Annotated in this window: 14 protein-coding genes; 5 read left to right on the forward strand and 9 right to left on the reverse strand. The window is 73.2% G+C overall.

Going from position 1 to position 16,345, the window contains the following annotated elements:
- Positions 1–211 precede the first annotated feature (211 nt).
- Positions 212–1,078, reverse strand: a complete 867-nt coding sequence (gene recX, locus AC07AZ_RS03520) for a recombination regulator RecX (RefSeq protein WP_478843335.1) — start codon at positions 1,076–1,078, stop codon at positions 212–214.
- A 3-nt stretch (positions 1,079–1,081) separates the two neighbouring features.
- A complete protein-coding gene (gene recA, locus AC07AZ_RS03525; RefSeq protein ID WP_478843338.1) occupies positions 1,082–2,215 on the reverse strand; it encodes a recombinase RecA in 1,134 nt (377 codons plus the stop codon).
- A 358-nt stretch (positions 2,216–2,573) separates the two neighbouring features.
- On the opposite strand from recA, the gene AC07AZ_RS03530 reads away from it, so the two are divergent.
- Positions 2,574–3,416: a hypothetical protein gene (locus AC07AZ_RS03530; protein ID WP_478843340.1), complete on the forward strand. Its 843-nt coding sequence runs from the start codon at positions 2,574–2,576 to the stop codon at positions 3,414–3,416.
- A gap of 177 nt (positions 3,417–3,593) precedes the next feature.
- Here the strand turns inward: AC07AZ_RS03530 and AC07AZ_RS03535 are convergent, their stop codons facing one another.
- Both AC07AZ_RS03535 and AC07AZ_RS03540 read right to left on the reverse strand, forming a co-directional pair.
- Complete coding sequence (locus tag AC07AZ_RS03535) at positions 3,594–4,907, reverse strand: AI-2E family transporter (protein ID WP_478843342.1); 1,314 nt, start codon at positions 4,905–4,907, stop codon at positions 3,594–3,596.
- A 60-nt stretch (positions 4,908–4,967) separates the two neighbouring features.
- Positions 4,968–5,162 carry a DUF3046 domain-containing protein gene (locus AC07AZ_RS03540; protein ID WP_478843343.1) on the reverse strand — a complete coding sequence of 65 codons (195 nt, stop codon included), beginning with the start codon at positions 5,160–5,162 and terminating at the stop codon, positions 4,968–4,970.
- An 80-nt stretch (positions 5,163–5,242) separates the two neighbouring features.
- Between AC07AZ_RS03540 and AC07AZ_RS03545 the strand changes: the two genes are divergently transcribed.
- Positions 5,243–6,187 carry a hypothetical protein gene (locus AC07AZ_RS03545; protein ID WP_478843345.1) on the forward strand — a complete coding sequence of 315 codons (945 nt, stop codon included), beginning with the start codon at positions 5,243–5,245 and terminating at the stop codon, positions 6,185–6,187.
- 89 nt (positions 6,188–6,276) lie between these two features.
- On the opposite strand, the gene AC07AZ_RS03550 is transcribed toward AC07AZ_RS03545, so the two are convergent.
- From AC07AZ_RS03550 to AC07AZ_RS03560, 3 genes are read right to left on the reverse strand one after another with little or no spacing between them, the layout of a single operon-like run.
- Complete coding sequence (locus tag AC07AZ_RS03550; RefSeq protein ID WP_478843347.1) at positions 6,277–6,585, reverse strand: AzlD domain-containing protein; 309 nt, start codon at positions 6,583–6,585, stop codon at positions 6,277–6,279.
- Entirely contained in the window at positions 6,582–7,475 is an 894-nt protein-coding gene (locus tag AC07AZ_RS03555; RefSeq protein WP_478843349.1) for an AzlC family ABC transporter permease, read from the reverse strand. Before AC07AZ_RS03555 ends, AC07AZ_RS03550 begins: the two co-directional genes overlap by 4 nt.
- A complete protein-coding gene (locus tag AC07AZ_RS03560; protein WP_478843351.1) occupies positions 7,376–8,341 on the reverse strand; it encodes an AraC family transcriptional regulator in 966 nt (321 codons plus the stop codon). The genes AC07AZ_RS03555 and AC07AZ_RS03560 overlap by 100 nt, the downstream gene beginning before the upstream one ends.
- Before the next feature lie 130 nt (positions 8,342–8,471).
- Between AC07AZ_RS03560 and AC07AZ_RS03565 the strand changes: the two genes are divergently transcribed.
- The 3 genes from AC07AZ_RS03565 (at position 8,472) to AC07AZ_RS03575 (ending at position 15,329) form a co-directional block, all read left to right on the forward strand.
- Positions 8,472–13,466 (forward strand): ATP-dependent helicase, encoded by a 4,995-nt coding sequence (locus tag AC07AZ_RS03565; protein WP_478843353.1) that lies wholly within the window; start codon positions 8,472–8,474, stop codon positions 13,464–13,466.
- Positions 13,467–13,695: 229 nt separating this feature from the next.
- A complete protein-coding gene (locus tag AC07AZ_RS03570) occupies positions 13,696–14,532 on the forward strand; it encodes an Fpg/Nei family DNA glycosylase (RefSeq protein ID WP_478843355.1) in 837 nt (278 codons plus the stop codon).
- A gap of 32 nt (positions 14,533–14,564) precedes the next feature.
- Positions 14,565–15,329: an SDR family NAD(P)-dependent oxidoreductase gene (locus AC07AZ_RS03575; RefSeq protein WP_478843357.1), complete on the forward strand. Its 765-nt coding sequence runs from the start codon at positions 14,565–14,567 to the stop codon at positions 15,327–15,329.
- Here AC07AZ_RS03575 and AC07AZ_RS03580 read toward each other — a convergent pair.
- Positions 15,277–15,558 (reverse strand): hypothetical protein, encoded by a 282-nt coding sequence (locus AC07AZ_RS03580; RefSeq protein WP_478843359.1) that lies wholly within the window; start codon positions 15,556–15,558, stop codon positions 15,277–15,279. The two genes, AC07AZ_RS03575 and AC07AZ_RS03580, sit on opposite strands and share 53 nt — an antisense overlap.
- 332 nt (positions 15,559–15,890) lie before the next feature.
- On the reverse strand, positions 15,891–16,271 hold the full coding sequence (locus AC07AZ_RS03585) for a helix-turn-helix domain-containing protein (protein ID WP_478843361.1): 381 nt from the start codon (positions 16,269–16,271) through the stop codon (positions 15,891–15,893).
- Positions 16,272–16,345: the final 74 nt, after the last annotated feature.

Raw genomic sequence — 16,345 nt, forward strand, 5'->3', positions numbered from 1 at the left:
GCGCGGGAGGGTAGAACGGCTGCCGTCGGGGGACGGCGCCGCCAGCTCAGGCTCGGAGCCGGGCTTCGGCTCGGAGCCGGGTTTCAGCTTGGAGCCGGGCTCAGGGCTGGAGCCGGGCTTCGGCTCGGAGCCGGCTTCGCTCCCACTCCGGACCGGCCCTGCTCCGGTTCCAACTCCTGCTGGATTCCCGGCTGCTGGGAGCTGAGCCGGGTCAGAACCCTCCGTCTGTGAAGTCCTCCGTGTTCTCACCCTCCTGATCCAGTGCCTGCCGGACCACGCGCAGGGCCAGGCCCTCGGAGTAGCCCTTGCGGGCGAGCATGCCGGCGAGGCGGCGCAGCCTCTTGTCCCGGTCGAGGCCCCGGGTGGAACGCAGTTTGCGGGCGACGAGCTCACGCGCGGTCGCCTCCTCCTGCTCGGGATCGAGCTGCGAGACGGCCACGTCGATCAGCGTGGAGTCGACGCCCTTGGTCCGCAGTTCCTGCGCGAGCGCCCGCCTGGCCAGTCCCCGGTGATGGTGCCGGGACTCTACCCAGGCGTCCGCGAACGCGCCGTCGTTGATCAGGCCGACCTCCTCGAACCGCGAGAGCACCTGCTCGGCCGCGTCCTCGGGGATCTCCCGCTTGCGGAGCGCGTCCGCAAGTTGCTTCCGCGTGCGCGGGGTCCCGGTGAGCAGGCGCAGACAGATCGCCCGCGCCTGCTCCACCGGGTCCGCTGGGGGCTCCCCCTTCTCGGCCCTCGACGAGAAGGAGGGGCCTCCGTCCTCACCGGACGGTTCGCCGGAACCACGCCGCCGGCGCCCACGCCCACCACGTGAGCCGCCCGCACCGCGTGACCCGCGGTCGCCACGGAGCCGATCGCCTCCACCCGCCCCCGCGCGGGGGTAGGGATCGGACACCTCGTCACCGTGGTACCGACCGGCGTCCTCGTCCCGGTGCCGGTCGGCCTCTTCACCGCGGCTCAAGCCGCCGTCCGGTCGGCCGTCGCCGCCCCGGGCGAAGCCCTCGTCGGCTTCGCTCCCCCGCTGCTGCGGATCACCCGGGTAGGCGGTGTACTCGGCCCAGTCGGTTCGCCGTGTCACGGATCAGCTCTTGGCCGCCGCGGCCTTGGTCTTGGCCGTCTTGGCCGCCGCCGAGGCCGGGGCAGGCACCGTCTTCGTGGCGTCGTCCGCGGGGGTGGAGACCGCCGCGTCGGTGCCCGGCTCGGCCGCCGGTTCCTGCGGTCGCACGCCGACGCCCAGCTTCTCCTTGATCTTCTTCTCGATCTCGTTGGCCAGGTCGGGGTTGTCCTTCAGGAAGTTGCGGGCGTTCTCCTTGCCCTGGCCGAGCTGGTCGCCCTCGTACGTGTACCAGGCGCCCGCCTTGCGGACGAAGCCGTTCTCCACGCCCATGTCGATCAGGCCGCCCTCGCGGCTGATGCCGTGCCCGTAGAGGATGTCGAACTCGGCCTGTTTGAAGGGCGGGGCGACCTTGTTCTTGACGACCTTGACGCGGGTGCGGTTGCCGACCGCGTCCGTGCCGTCCTTCAGCGTCTCGATGCGGCGGATGTCGAGTCGCACCGAGGCGTAGAACTTCAGCGCCCGGCCACCGGTCGTGGTCTCCGGCGAGCCGAACATCACACCGATCTTCTCGCGGAGCTGGTTGATGAAGATCGCCGTGGTCTTGGACTGGTTGAGCGCACTGGTGATCTTCCGCAGCGCCTGGCTCATCAGACGGGCCTGAAGACCGACGTGGCTGTCGCCCATCTCGCCCTCGATCTCGGCCCGCGGGACGAGCGCGGCCACGGAGTCGATGACGATGAGGTCCAGCGCGCCGGAGCGGACCAGCATGTCCACGATCTCCAGCGCCTGCTCGCCGTTGTCCGGCTGGGACAGGATGAGGTTGTCGATGTCGACACCGAGCTTCTTCGCGTACTCGGGGTCGAGTGCGTGCTCCGCGTCCACGAAGGCCACCTGGCCGCCGGCCTTCTGCGCGTTCGCCACGGCGTGCAGCGTCAGCGTCGTCTTGCCGGAGGACTCCGGGCCGTACACCTCCACCACCCGGCCGCGCGGCAGGCCGCCGACCCCGAGGGCGACGTCAAGTGCGGTCGACCCGGTGGGGATGACCTCGATGGGTTCGTTCGGCCGCTCGCCGAGGCGCATCACGGCGCCCTTGCCGAACTGCCGTTCAATCTGTGCGAGTGCGGCGTCCAGGGCCTTCTCGCGGTCGGTTCCTGCCATGGGTTCCACCCGATTTGCTTGAGTCGATCGCTTCACGTCAAAGACGCTAACGCCTGCCACTGACAATGGGCCCCGACGACCGTCCGGCCTGTGGATAACCCGGGCGCAGCTCCGGCGAAACCGTGGCGAAACGCCCACCGGGAGCCTTGCCGGAGCCCTGCCGGAGCCTCCATAAGAATGGATGTTCGAATTTCGTGTCAAGCGCACCACGCGGCACTTCCGAGACTACGTCCGCGGTCCGACAACGAACCTGATCCCCGGCGTCACGTCGCCCGGCGCCCCTCTACTCCCGGCGGCGTAGGGCGGGTGCCTCCGGCCGGACGACGACGGCAGCGGGGGTTCCCGGGAGGCTCTCACCATGGAGAACGAGAGGACCACCGCCCTTCCCGTCCCGCCGGCGCGGACCACATCGGCTGCCGTCGCGACGGACCGCTCCGCCGTGACACCCGCACCGCCCGGAGCGGCGACGGCATCCGTGTCGCGCCTCTGTCACGCGACCGGCCTTCTGCTGATCCTCTCCGGTCTCGTGCACCTGGTGGTGTTCGCGGTGGACGGCGGCCCCTGGGACGGGCCCGTCTCCTGGCGCAAGCCGGTGACGTTCGGGCTGTCCTTCGGGGTGACGCTGATCGCCGTCACCTGGGTCACGTCGTATCTGCGGATGAGGCCGAGGCCGCGTGCGCTGCTCCTCGCGGTGTTCGCCGCCGACTGCGTGGTGGAGGTCGGCGGCATCACCCTGCAGGCGTGGCGCGGGGTGCCCTCGCACCTCGACATGGAGACGCCCTTCGACACAGCGGTGTCCATGACGCTCGCCGTGGGCGGTGGCGTCCTCGTGGTCCTGCTCACCGCGCTCGCCGTCGCCTCGTTCCGGAACCGGCCGACGGGCCCCGCGGGGATGGCACTCGCGGTGCGGTCGGGGTTCGCGATCCTGCTCGTCGCGCTGGCCTCGGGCGCGGCGATGATCGCGCGCGGTGTCGTGCTCACCCGTAGCGGCCACCAGGAGGCGGCCTACCACTCGACCGCCGCGCTCAAGCCGCTGCACGGGGTCAGCCTGCACGCCGTCCTGGTTCTGCCCGCACTGGCCTGGCTGCTGTCCCGCACTTCCTGGACGGAGACGGTCCGACGCCGGATCGTGGCAGCGGCGGTCGGATGCTGCGCGGCCGCTGTCATCGGGGCGGGAGTGTGGGCCGTACTCACGTATTGACCACTCGCCCATCGGGCCCTTCGCCTTGACCACGCGCGTGCGGCCTCGGCCACTCGCGTGTCGCCGACCGGTACACGGCCGCCCGGGCGTCGGGCTGCGGGCCGCGCGCACCCACCGTCGGCGAACCGCCCTCACGCCCGCCGGCGTGGGAGCGCCACCGCGGGCGCACCGGCCGGATCAGTCGTCCTCGGGGTTCCCGGTTCCCGGTCGGGCGTCCGTTCCCGGGTCCTTCGGCCCGGACCCGGGCTCCGTTCCGGTGTCCTGGGGAGCGGTTCGCCGTTGCCACAGCTGTCGCGCGCGGGCGAGCGGGCTGGGACCCGAGGTGCGTCTGCGGTGTCCGTGCACACGGGGATCGTCGGTGATCTCGTAGCGCTTCACGTACGCCGCCAGGAACGCCTGGAGCGTGGCGACCGCCGGGATGGCGACCAGCGCGCCGACGGCGCCGAGCAGGGCGGTGCCGGCGATGACCGAGCCGAAGGCGACCGCGGGGTGGATGTCGACGGTTTTCGAGGTGAGCTTGGGCTGCAGGACGTAGTTCTCGAACTGCTGGTAGACCACTACGAAGACCAGTACCCACAGCGCGTACCAGGGGTCGACGGTGAAGGCGATGAGCATGGGCAGCGCGCCCGCGAGATACGTGCCGATGGTCGGGATGAACTGCGACACCAGGCCCACCCAGACGGCGAGGACGGGCGCGTAGGGCACGCCGAGGGCCTCGAGCAGGATGTAGTGCGCCACCCCGGAGACGAGCGCCATCAGACCGCGCGAGTACAGGTAGCCGCCGGTCTTGTTGACGGCGATCTCCCACGCGCGCAGTACCTCGACCTGCTTCGCGGGCGGCAGGACGGAGCAGATCGCCCTGCGCAGCCGCGGACCGTCCGCGGCGAAGTAGAACGAGAACAGCGTGATCGTCAGCAGCTGGAAGAGCCCCCCGAGGACCTGGGCGGAGACGTCCAGGACGCCGGTGGCGCTGTTCCGCACGTAGTTGCGCAGCCAGTCGGAGCGCAGCACCCCCTCCTGGACGTCGACCCGTCTCAACTCGGTGTGGAAATGGGTGTTGATCCAGTTGATGACGGAGTCGAGATAGTCCGGGAAATCCTCGACGATCTTGATGATCTGGCCGGCGAGCATGGAGCCCAGCAACGTCACGAAGCCCGCGGCCGCGATCATCACCGCGAGGAAGACGAGGCCGGTGGCGAGCCCCCGGCGCAGGCCGCGCGAGGCCATCCAGCTCACCGCGGGCTCGATGGCGAGGGCCAGGAAGAACGCGATGAGGATGTTGATCAGCAGGCCGGTGAGCTGGTGAAAGGCCCAACTGCCCAGCTGGAAGACGGCGATGAGGGAGAGCGCCAGCACCATGGCGCGCGGCAGCCAGCGCGGCATGCGCGTGTTCGGCGCGGCGGCGCCTTCGGCCGGGGGCCGGGTGGGCGGTGTCGTGCCGGACGGGGATGCGGGCGGGGCTGTCTGCCCGGTGTCGTCAGTGGGTGCCACGGAGCAAGTCTCGCCCACGGGACCGACAATCAGTTCCCCTCATGCGATCTTCGTTACCGGTCAGCGCTTCTCACCCGGAACGTTCATGGCCGTGCAGACCACCCGCCACACGTCCTTCGCCTCCCAGCCCGCGTCCAGCGCCTCGTTCACCGTGCGCCCGCCCAGCTCCGTCATCACGTGGTCACGCGCGAAGGTGTCGGCGTACCCGGCACCGAAGTGCTCCGCCATCCGCTGCCAGAAGACCGTCAACCGCATGCGTCCAGTATCCCGCCCCTGAGAGTGGGCCTGCCCGGGGACCCCTTGCCGAGACCGCTTTCCGCCCTACGGTCTGACGCATGGCCGAATCAGGAGCTTCCCCACTCCCCCAGACGCCCGCGGCGCGCTCTCCGCTCTCCCTCGCCGAGCACTTCGTCTGGCTCACCGCGCGCGTGCTGGAGCAGCGGCTGTTCGCATACCACTTCCTGAACGCCGGCGCCGATCCGGTGGAGACCGCGCTGGACGCCCATCGCAACGAGGACGGCGGGTACGGCCATGCCCTGGAGCCGGACCTGCGCGGCCCGGTCAGCCAGCCGCTGCACACCGCTCGGGCCCTGCGGATCCTGGACGCCGTCGGGCGTTGCGGCGGACAGCGCGTGGAGCGCGTGTGCCGGTATCTGACCTCCGTGTCCACGCCGGACGGCGCGCTGCCCGCGATCCATCCCAGCCAGCGGGGATATCCGGCGGCTCCCTTCCTGCCGATCGTGGACGATCCGCCGAGCGACCTCCTCGCCACCGGGCCGGTGGTCGGACTGCTGCACCGCAACGAGGTCTGGCACGCCTGGCTGTTTCGTGCCACGGACTTCTGCTGGCAGGCCATCGAGCGCCTGGAACGGTCCCATCCGTACGAGATCGAGGCCGCCGTGTCCTTCCTCGACTCCGCTCCCGACCGCCCGCGCGCGGAGGCGGTCGCCGACCGTCTGGGCCGGATGGTGCGCGAACACCGCCTCGTGGTGCTGGAAGTGGACCGGCTCGACGCGTATCCGGTCGCACCCGGTTACGCCCCCGGCGAGCACCACTTCCCGCACGACTACGCGCGCAGGCCGAGCTCTCTCGCGCGCGCGTGGTTCACCGACGAGGAGATGACGCGCTCCCTGGACCACCTCGCGAACCAGCAGCAGGAGGACGGCGGCTGGCCGATCCGCCGGCGCCAGTGGGCGCCGGGCACCGCCCTGGAAGCACGCCCCATGGTGACGATCGACGCCCTGCACACCCTGCGGGCACACGGCCGCTTCCTGGGCTGACCGGCCGGATCCCCGCCCGACCGGAGCGGAAGCCGGCCGCGTGGGGCGAAGGGCCCGCCCTGCCCGGGTAGCGCGACCAGCCCGGGGGCTCAGCCCATGAGGGCGCGCAAGCCGGCCGTCACCACCACCGCGACCGCGACGACGACCAGGAAGGGGGCGCGCAGCAGCAGCGCCACGGCGGCCGCGGCGAGTCCGGCGGCCCGGGCGTCGAGCACCAGGGTGCGCCCGTCGGCGAAGGTCTGCTGGGCCGTGAGCGCGGCGAGCAGGGCCACCGGCAGCAGAGCGGCGAGCCGCCGGACGAGCGGCCGTTCCAGGGCACCCGCGGGCACGAGGAGTCCGGCGAGTTTGACGAGGTAGCAACCGAGGGCGGTCGCCCCGATGGCGATCCAGGTGTTCAACGCTCTTCCTCCGGTCCATGGCCCGGGGCATCCGGTCCGGGGCGCGGGGCATCCGGTCCGGGGCGCGGGGCATCCGGTCCGGGGCGCCGGGCATCCGACCCGAGGCGCCGTACACCCCGTCCACGGCGTGCCGCGTCCCGTCGGCCGTCCGTGCCCTCGTCGTCCTGTGCAGGGGTCCCGCGCGCGCGGGACCCCTGCGCCCAGAGGACCGCCGGCGCGGCGAGCGCGGCCGCCAGGACGGGCACTCCGGCGGGCAGGGCGGGCAGCAGGCCCAGTCCCAGGAGCACGGCGAGGCAGGCGACGGCCCGCTCGGTACGGGACTTCAGCATCGGCGCGAGCAGGGCCAGGAACACGGCGGGACCGGCCGCGTCGAGGCCCCAGGTGGCCGTGTCCCCGATGGCTTCGGCGCCCAGGGCACCGAGCAGCGTGGTGAGGTTCCACAGCACGTACAGGCTGAGTCCCGTCACGGCGAACCCGAGCCGCGTGCCGCGCCGGTCGGTCTGCGCGAGCGCGACCGCCGTCGTCTCGTCGATGACCCACTGGGCGGCGAAGGGGCGCACCGCGCGCGGGAGCGCCAGCAACTGCGACAGGCGCAGCCCGTAGAAGGCGTTGCGCACGCCCAGGAAGAACGCACCCGCGGCCGCGGTGAGCGGGCCGCCGCCGGCCGCGAGCGCTCCCACCAGCGCGAACTGGGACGCGCCGGTGAACACCAGGAGGCTGAGCGCGCACGTCTGGAGCAGCGTGAGCCCGCTGCCCGCCGAGGTCACTCCGAACGCGAATCCGGACAGTCCTACGGCGACTCCGACTCCGAGGGCGTCGCGTACGACGGCCGCGTCCGGTCGTCCTCCGTCGCCGGGGCGGGTGTCGGGGGGAGCTGTCTGTTCTGCCACGCGTCCGACGGTAGGAGGAGCCGGCCGCGCGTGTCTTGTACGTTCTTGCGCTCGCGCTGATAGGACCCCGGCGGCACGCCGACGATCCGGGAGAAGTGGCGGTTGAGGTGCGGCTGGTCGGTGAACCCCACCATGACGGCGGCATCCGCCGGCGTCGTCCCCGCGTCCAGCAGCCGCCTCGCCCGCCGTACCCGGGCATCCGTCAGCCAGGTGTGCGGGGGCATGCCGTAGGCGTCCCGGAAGGCCCGCAGCAAGGCGAACGGGCTCGTGCCGAGACCGGCGGCGAGCGCGTCCAGGGCCGGTGGCTCGGCCATCCGCTCCTCCAGCACGGCACGCGCGCGGGCCGCGGTCCGGGCCCCGGCGGTCCGCACGTCCCGACGGGGGAGCAGCCCGCCGTTCAGCCGGAGGAGCCGGGTCACGGCCACCCGCAGGAGGGTGTCGGCGGCCAGCGCGTTGCCCTCGTCGGCGGCCCGCAACACCTGATGAACCAGGCTCACCGTGTACGGATCGTCGAGCACCGGACGGACGAATCCCGGAGTGCCCCGGATCGCGGTGGTCCCGGCCGCGATCTCGGCCACGACCTCCGGTGAGGGGTACACGGCGCCGTACCGCCAGCCTTCGGGGACACCGGCCCGGCCCGTGTGCGGGGTGTCCGGGTTGACCAGTGCGAGGGCTCCCGCTCCGGCGTACTGGTCGGCACCGCGGTGGTGGAAGACCTCGACGCCGTCGGCGATGGCGGCGATCACGAAGTTCTCGTGGGTGTGGCGTACGAACGTCTTGCGGACGTACCGGGCCCGCAGCAGATCGACACCTGGCAGTTCCGCGTACTGCCAGTGCCGCGCCCGCTCGGTGCCCGACCCCGCCATGGAGTCGATTCTCCGCCACGCACCCTCCGGCCGGACGGCCGGACGGGGCACTCGGCACGACAGCCCCCGGACATCCGACTCATCTTCGCAGGTCACAGCCATTGTCAGTGCCTGGGTGCAGGATGGACGCATGCCCAGCTCCACACACCGAGCCCTCGACGGCTTCTCCCCCGCGACCCGTGGCTGGTTCACGGGGGCCTTCTCCGCGCCCACCGCGGCCCAGGCCGGCGCGTGGCAGGCCATCGGCGCGGGCTCGGACGTGCTGGTGGTGGCCCCCACCGGCTCCGGCAAGACCCTGGCGGCCTTCCTCGCCGCGCTCGACCAGCTGGCCTCGACACCCCCGCCGGCCGACCCGAGGAAGCGCTGCCGCGTCCTGTACGTCTCGCCGCTGAAGGCCCTGGCCGTGGACGTCGAGCGCAACCTGCGCAGTCCGCTGACCGGTATCCGCCAGGAGTCGACGCGTCTGGGCCTGCCCGAGCCCGAGGTCAAGGTCGGCATCCGCTCCGGAGACACTCCCCCGGCCGAGCGCCGCGCCCTGGCCACCCGCCCGCCGGACATCCTGATCACCACTCCCGAGTCCCTGTTCCTGATGCTGACCTCCGCCACGCGTGACGCGCTCACGGGCATCGAGACGGTCATCCTGGACGAGGTGCACGCGGTGGCCGGCACCAAGCGCGGCGCCCACCTGGCCCTGTCCCTGGAGCGGCTGGACGAGCTCCTGCCGAAGCCGGCCCGCCGCATCGGCCTCTCCGCGACCGTCCGCCCGGTCGACGAGGTCGCCCGCTATCTCTCGCCCCGGCGCAAGGTGGAGATCGTCCAGCCGAAGTCGGACAAGGAGTTCGACCTGTCGGTCGTCGTCCCCGTCGAGGACCTGGCGGAACTCGGCGGCTCCCCGGTCGCCGACGGCTCCGAGGGCGCGGAGAGGCCCTCGATCTGGCCGCACGTCGAGGAGCGGATCACCGACCTGGTCCAGGCCCACCGCTCCACGATCGTGTTCGCCAACTCGCGCCGCCTCGCGGAGCGGCTGTGCAACCGGCTCAACGAGATCGCGTACGAGCGGGCCACCGGCGAGTCCCTGGCCGAACATCACGCGCCCGCCGAACTCATGGGCGGCTCCGGGGCCGCGCAGGGCGCACCGACCGTCATCGCCCGCGCGCACCACGGCTCGGTGTCCAAGGAACAGCGCGCCCTGGTGGAGGAGGACCTCAAGGCGGGCCGCCTGCCCGCCGTGGTCGCCACCTCCAGCCTCGAACTGGGCATCGACATGGGCGCCGTGGACCTCGTCATCCAGGTCGAGTCCCCGCCCTCGGTCGCCTCCGGCCTGCAGCGCGTGGGGCGCGCGGGCCACCAGGTCGGCGCCGTCTCCACGGGTGTGGTGTTCCCGAAGTACCGCGGCGACCTCGTCCAGGCGGCGGTCGTCACCGAGCGGATGCGCACCGGCTCCATCGAGTCCCTGAGAGTGCCCGCCAACCCCCTGGACGTCCTGGCCCAGCAGATCGTCGCGATGACGGCGCTGGACACCTGGCAGGTCGACGACCTGCTCGCCGCGGTCCGCCGCGCCGCCCCCTTCGCCTCGCTCCCGGAGTCGGCGTTCACGGCGGTCCTCGACATGCTCGCGGGCCGCTATCCCTCGGACGCCTTCGCGGAGCTGCGCCCGCGCGTGGTGTGGGACCGCGTCACCGGCACGGTCACCGGCCGCCCCGGCGCCCAGCGCCTGGCCGTCACCTCCGGGGGCACGATCCCCGACCGCGGCCTCTTCGGGGTGTTCCTCGCCGGTTCCGACCCGAAGAAGGGCGGCGGCCGGGTCGGCGAGCTGGACGAGGAGATGGTCTACGAGTCCCGTGTGGGCGACGTGTTCACGCTCGGCACCAGCTCGTGGCGCATCGAGGACATCACCCGCGACCGCGTCCTCGTCTCCCCGGCCCCGGGCGTACCGGGCCGGCTCCCATTCTGGAAGGGCGACCAGCTGGGCCGTCCGCTCGAACTGGGCCGCGCGGTGGGCGCGTTCCTGCGCGAGGTCGGCTCGCTGCCCAAGGAGGACGCCCGCCTGCGTCTTCTCGCCGCGGGCCTGGACGCGTGGGCCACGGACAACGTCCTGTCCTATCTCGACGAACAGCGTGCGGCGTGCGGTCACGTCCCGGACGACCGCACGATCGTCGTGGAGCGCTTCCGCGACGAGCTCGGCGACTGGCGGGTCGTCGTGCACTCGCCCTTCGGCGCCCAGGTGCACGCCCCGTGGGCACTGGCCCTCGGAGCCAAGCTCTCCGAGCGGTACGGCATGGACGCGCAGGTCATGCACGCCGACGACGGCATCGTGCTGCGTCTGCCCGACGCCGACCTGATGAGCCTCGACCTCCTCGACCAGGAACCCATGAGGGCCGGCACCGAGTACGACGCCGACCAGGCACCGGTGGGCGCCGCCGACGTCGTCTTCGACAAGGGCGAGGTCAACCAGGTCGTCACCGACCAGGTGGGCAGCTCCGCGCTCTTCGCGTCCCGCTTCCGTGAGTGCGCCGCCCGCGCGCTGCTGCTGCCGCGCCGCAACCCGGGCAAGCGCACCCCGCTGTGGCAGCAGCGCCAGCGCGCGTCCCAGTTGCTCCAGGTGGCGAGCGAGTTCGGGTCGTTCCCGATCGTCCTGGAGGCCGTCCGCGAGTGCCTCCAGGACGTGTTCGACGTGCCCGGGCTGGTCGAGCTGATGGGTGACCTCGAATCCCGCAAGGTGCGTCTCGTCGAGGTCACCACCCCCGAACCGTCCCCCTTCGCCCGTTCCCTCCTCTTCGGGTACGTCGCCCAGTTCCTGTACGAGGGGGACTCCCCGCTCGCCGAGCGCCGCGCTGCCGCGCTCTCGCTGGACTCGCGGCTGCTGGCCGAGCTGCTCGGCCAGGCGGAGCTGCGCGAGCTGCTCGACGCCGAGGTGCTGGCCGAGCTGGAGCGCGAGCTGCGGTGGCTCACCGAGGACCGGCGCGCCAAGGACGCCGAAGGGGTCGCCGACCTGCTGCGGATGCTCGGCCCGCTGACCGACGCCGAGCTGGCCGAGCGGGGCGCCGAGCCGCAGTGGGCAAGGGAGTTGGCCGCGGCCCGCCGCGCGATCCCGGTCCGTGTCGCCGGCGCCGCCCACTGGGCGGCGATCGAGGACGCGGGACGCCTGCGCGACGCCCTGGGCACGGCACTGCCGGTCGGCGTCCCGGAAGCCTTCACGGAACCCGTCAAGGACCCGCTGGGCGACCTCCTCGCGCGCTACGCCCGCACCCACGGCCCGTTCACGTCGGCCGCCGCCGCGGCCCGCTTCGGGCTCGGAGTGGCGGTCACCGAGGGCGCGTTGCAGCGCCTGGCCGCGGGGGGCCGGGTCGTGCAGGGCGAGTTCCACCCGGCGGGCATCGGCCAGGAGTGGTGCGACGCGACGGTCCTGCGCCGCCTGCGCCGACGCTCCCTCGCCGCCCTGCGCCACGAACTGGAGCCGGTGCCGCCGGCCGCGCTCGCCCAGTTCCTTCCCCAGTGGCAGCACGTCGGCAAGGGGCACGGCCTGCGGGGAACCGACGGACTGGTGCGGGCCGTTGAGCAGTTGCAGGGCGCGTCCGTGCCCGCGTCCGCGCTGGAGAGGCTCGTCCTGCCGTCCCGCGTGGCCTCGTACACGCCCTCGATGCTCGACGAACTCACCGCCGCCGGCGAGGTGGTGTGGGCCGGAGCGGGCGCTCTGCCCGGCAAGGACGGCTGGATCTCCCTGTACCTGGCGGACGCGGCCCCCCTGCTCCTGCCGCCACCGCACCCCCTGGAGCTGACGGCGCTGCACCAGTCCGTCCTGGACACCCTCACCGGCGGCTACGGCCTGTTCTTCCGTCAGATCGCCGACCAGGTCCGCGGCACCACCCACCCCGACGCCACCGATCCCCAACTGGCCGATGCCCTCTGGGACCTGGCCTGGTCCGGGCGGCTCACCAACGACACGCTCACCCCGATGCGGGCCCTGCTCGGCTCGGGCCGCACCGCGGGCTCCACCGCCCACCGTGCCAAACGCGCTGCCCCACGCGGGCGCTACGGCTCGCTGACGGCCGCCGCGCGCCCCGTGTCCCGCGGTGGTCCGCCGACCGTCGCGGGCCGGTGGTCGCTGCTGCCGGGACGCGAGGCCGATCCCACCGTGCGGGCCCACGCGCTGGCCCGCACCCTGCTCGACCGGCACGGAGTGGTGACCCGGGGAGCCGTCTCCGCGGAGGGCGTCGAGGGCGGCTTCTCGGCGGTCTACCGCATTCTCTCCGCCTTCGAGGACAGCGGCCAGGCGCGGCGCGGCTACGTGGTGGAAGGTCTCGGCGCCGCGCAGTTCGCCATGGACGGGGCAGTGGACCGGCTCCGCGCGGTGGCGAACGCCCGCGACCGCGGCGCGCCCCTCCCCGCCCCCGGTCCCGCCGACTCCACCGGCTGGACCGGCGCCCCCGGCGGCTTCGGCTCCGCCACCGCGACCACCACCCGGACGGGCACCAACCCCGGCACCGGGACCACCACCGGCACCGGCACCCCGAACTCCGTCCAGCCTCTCGACCCGTCCGACTTCAACCCGTCCGACTTCGACTCACCCGACTTCCACTGGGCCGCCGAGCTGGGCCCCCTGGATGCCACGAACCCCGGTGGCGGCCCTGGTGCCGTCGACGGCCACGGACCCGGAGCCGTCGACGGCTCCGGTCCGCGCGGCAATCCCGGCTTCGCCCACGCCTTCGGCGGCCGTACCCAGGCTCCCGCGACCCCTCAGGCGGTCGTCCTCGCCGCGGCCGACCCGGCGAACGCCTACGGCGCGGCCCTCCCCTGGCCGGAGCCGCCGACCGGCGCGGGACACAAGGCCGGCCGGAAGGCCGGTTCACTGGTCGTCCTGGTGGAGGGCGAGCTGACGCTCTACATGGAGCGCGGGGGCAGGACAGTGCTGGCCTGGCCCTGCGACCCGGACGGCACACCCTCCGACGACGCGCGTCTGCGTGCGGCGGCGGAGGCCCTCGCCGCGGCGGCCCGCGCGGGTTCCCTGGGCACGGTCACGGTGGAGCGCGTCAACGGCGCCTCCGCCCTCACCTCCCCCATCGGCACCGTCCTGGAAGCAGCGGGCTTCATCGCCACCCCACGCGGCCTGCGACTCCGCGCATGACCCCTCGACACCGCCCACCCGCACGGGGACTCCTCCACGGTGGCCCACCCACAGCCGAACTTCTCCACGGTCGCCCACCCACAGCCGGACTCCCCAACGCTCGCCCACCCACAGCCGGAGCCCCCCACGGTCGCCCACCCACAGCCGGAGCCCCCACGGCAGCCCGCCCCTCCCCACCTGGTGCACGGCCACCCGGCCCCCACGCACTCACCCGTGCCACCCTTGACCCATGCCCGAAGGTGACACGGTCTGGCAGGCGGCGAAGCGGCTGCACACCGCGCTCGCGGGAGAGGTGCTGACGCGGAGCGATCTCCGGGTGCCCAGGTTCGCCACGGCCGACCTCACCGGTCGTACCGTCCTGGACGTCACCCCCCGCGGCAAGCATCTCCTCACCCGCGTGGAGGGCGGCCTGACGCTCCACTCGCATCTGCGGATGGACGGCGCCTGGAAGGTGTTCGCGGAGGGCCAGCGCTGGGTGGGCGGCCCGGCCCACCAGATCCGCGCGATCCTGGGCACCGCCGACCGCACGGCCGTCGGCTACCGCCTGCCGGTACTCGAACTGCTGCGCACGGCGGACGAGCACCACGCCGTAGGCCACCTGGGCCCCGACCTCCTCGGCCCGGACTGGGACCCGGACCGCGCCCTGCGCAACCTGCTCGCCGATCCCGCCCGCTCCCTCGGCGAGGCCCTGCTCGACCAGCGCAACCTCGCCGGCATCGGCAACGTGTACAAGAGCGAACTCTGCTTCCTGCTCGGCGTCACCCCGTGGCTCCCCGTCGGCGCGCTGCCGGCGGAGCGCGCCGCCAAGCTGCCCGCGCTCGCCAAGAAGCTCCTGGACGCCAACCGGGAACGCCCGGTTCGCAGCACGACGGGCCGCCGCGGCCAGGACCTGTTCGTGTACGGCCGCGCGCCTCGCCCCTGTCTGCGCTGCCGCACCTCCGTCCGCGTCGCCGACCAGGGCGACGGCTCCCGCGAACGCCCCACCTACTGGTGTCCCCGCTGCCAGGCCGGCCCGGTACCGAGCGCCTCCGCATCCAGGAGAATGTCCCGCCGTACAGCCAATTGACGGACCGTCAGAAAGCCTCGTACCGTCCCCTCATGGCCGTGAGCGCGTACGACCTCACCGGACGCACCGCCTTCGTCACCGGCGCCGCCGGCGGTATCGGCCGCGCCTCGGCGCTGCTGCTCGCCGAGGCGGGCGCCACCGTGCACTGCGCCGACTTGGACCCGCGGGGCCTGGACGGGACGGCGGCGCTGATCAAGGACCGGGGCGGGTCCGCCCACACCCACCCCCTCGACGTCACCGACCGCGCGCGGCTCCAGCAGGCCGTCGCGTCCTGCGGCAGCCTGGACGTGATGGCCGCGATCGCGGGGATCATGCACAGCAGCCCGGTCCTGGACACCCACGACGAGGACCTGGAACGGGTCTGGAGCGTCAACTTCAAGGGCGTGCTGTACGCCTGCCAGGAGGCCGCGCGGCTGATGCTCGCCCGCGGCACCCGGGGCAGCATCGTCACCATGGCCTCGGGCGCCGTCGACACCGGCGGCGCCGGCCTGCTCTGCTACGGCGTGACCAAGGCGGCCGTCGTCCAGCTGACCAGGACGCTGGCGACCGAGGTCGGCCGCCACGGCATCCGCGTCAACGCGGTCGCGCCGGGCTGGACACGTACGCCCATGACCGACCGCCACGAGGGCGAGGCGCAGGCGCGCACGGAGGCGCTGATGGCCCGCATGTCGCCCCTGGGCCGGGTCGGCGAACCGGAGGACATCGCCCAGGCCGTGTTGTATTTGGCCTGCGACGCCTCGTCGTTCACGACGGGCCAGATCCTGCGTCCGAACGGCGGGGTGGCCATGCCCTGGTAGGCCGGGCCGCTCCCCGCCACGCCTCGGCCCACCGCCGCGTGTCGACGGCTCCGTCGGCCCGCGTCTTCGGCACGCAGTGCACCGGCAGCAGGCTCAGTCCCCAGCCCCCGGCCGCGACGGCCCCTTCCAGCACCCCCGCGCCGGGCGCCAGCGTGAGCCGCAGCACGGCCCACCACCACAACGCCCCGAGTCCCAGCACAGCGGCCCAGCGCACCACCCGCACCGACATGGCCGCCACCTCCAGCCCGACGCTAGAACGCCACGCTCACCGGCCGGGAGGGCGCACCGACGGCACACGGGCGCACCGGCGCCGCCCTGTCGTCAGGGACGCTCGCACCGCCGGCCGGTCCGGCCCGCCGCGCACGTCCGCCCCTCCACCATGACCGCGGCACCCCGGCCCGGCAAACGGGCCAGGTGCGGGCTCGCGGGTCCACAGCGGCGCCCGGGCAGCAGAAAACCCCGACCGCAGTGCTCCGGATCTTCCCGGAGGAGCCCCGGCCGGGGTCTCACACACGTACTCGGCGCGATCAGCGCCCTGTCGGTCTCACACCCGCGCGGATCTCACGCGGCGACCACGTCGACCGCCTCGGCGGGGGCCTTGATGGTCACCCGCTCCGGTGGCACGCCGGCCACCGAAACGGAACCCAGCATCGGACGGACCGAGGCGGGCACATGCTTACCGGGGGTGGCCGCAGCAGACTGGGCCAGCTCGGCGAGGGCGAGCTCGTCGCTCACTTCTCGCATGAGCTCGGACATCCGTACGTCCAGCGCGTCGCAGATGGCGGAGAGCAGCTCGGAAGAAGCCTCCTTCTGCCCCCGCTCCACCTCGGAGAGATAGCCGAGTGAGACTCGGGCGGACGAGGAGACTTCGCGCAGAGTACGGCCCTGGCGCTGGCGCTGCCGACGCAGCACGTCACCCAGCAGGCGACGGAGCAGAATCATCGGTGGCTCCCTCCTCGGACCGCGTAGCCGCATCCTTCACGCCCCACCGTACCGCCTTGCGCCGCGGCCGTGCG

Source organism: Streptomyces sp. NPDC043878 (genome assembly GCF_056435735.1).

Coding starts and splice junctions, on each gene's coding strand:
- recA (WP_478843338.1), bottom strand. CDS start 2,215: ATGGCAGGAACCGACCGCGAGAAGGCCCTGGACGCCGCACTCGCACAG.
- AC07AZ_RS03530 (WP_478843340.1), top strand. CDS start 2,574: ATGGAGAACGAGAGGACCACCGCCCTTCCCGTCCCGCCGGCGCGGACC.
- AC07AZ_RS03540 (WP_478843343.1), bottom strand. CDS start 5,162: ATGCGGTTGACGGTCTTCTGGCAGCGGATGGCGGAGCACTTCGGTGCC.
- AC07AZ_RS03545 (WP_478843345.1), top strand. CDS start 5,243: ATGGCCGAATCAGGAGCTTCCCCACTCCCCCAGACGCCCGCGGCGCGC.
- AC07AZ_RS03560 (WP_478843351.1), bottom strand. CDS start 8,341: ATGGCGGGGTCGGGCACCGAGCGGGCGCGGCACTGGCAGTACGCGGAA.
- AC07AZ_RS03565 (WP_478843353.1), top strand. CDS start 8,472: ATGCCCAGCTCCACACACCGAGCCCTCGACGGCTTCTCCCCCGCGACC.
- AC07AZ_RS03570 (WP_478843355.1), top strand. CDS start 13,696: ATGCCCGAAGGTGACACGGTCTGGCAGGCGGCGAAGCGGCTGCACACC.
- AC07AZ_RS03575 (WP_478843357.1), top strand. CDS start 14,565: ATGGCCGTGAGCGCGTACGACCTCACCGGACGCACCGCCTTCGTCACC.
- AC07AZ_RS03580 (WP_478843359.1), bottom strand. CDS start 15,558: ATGTCGGTGCGGGTGGTGCGCTGGGCCGCTGTGCTGGGACTCGGGGCG.
- AC07AZ_RS03585 (WP_478843361.1), bottom strand. CDS start 16,271: ATGATTCTGCTCCGTCGCCTGCTGGGTGACGTGCTGCGTCGGCAGCGC.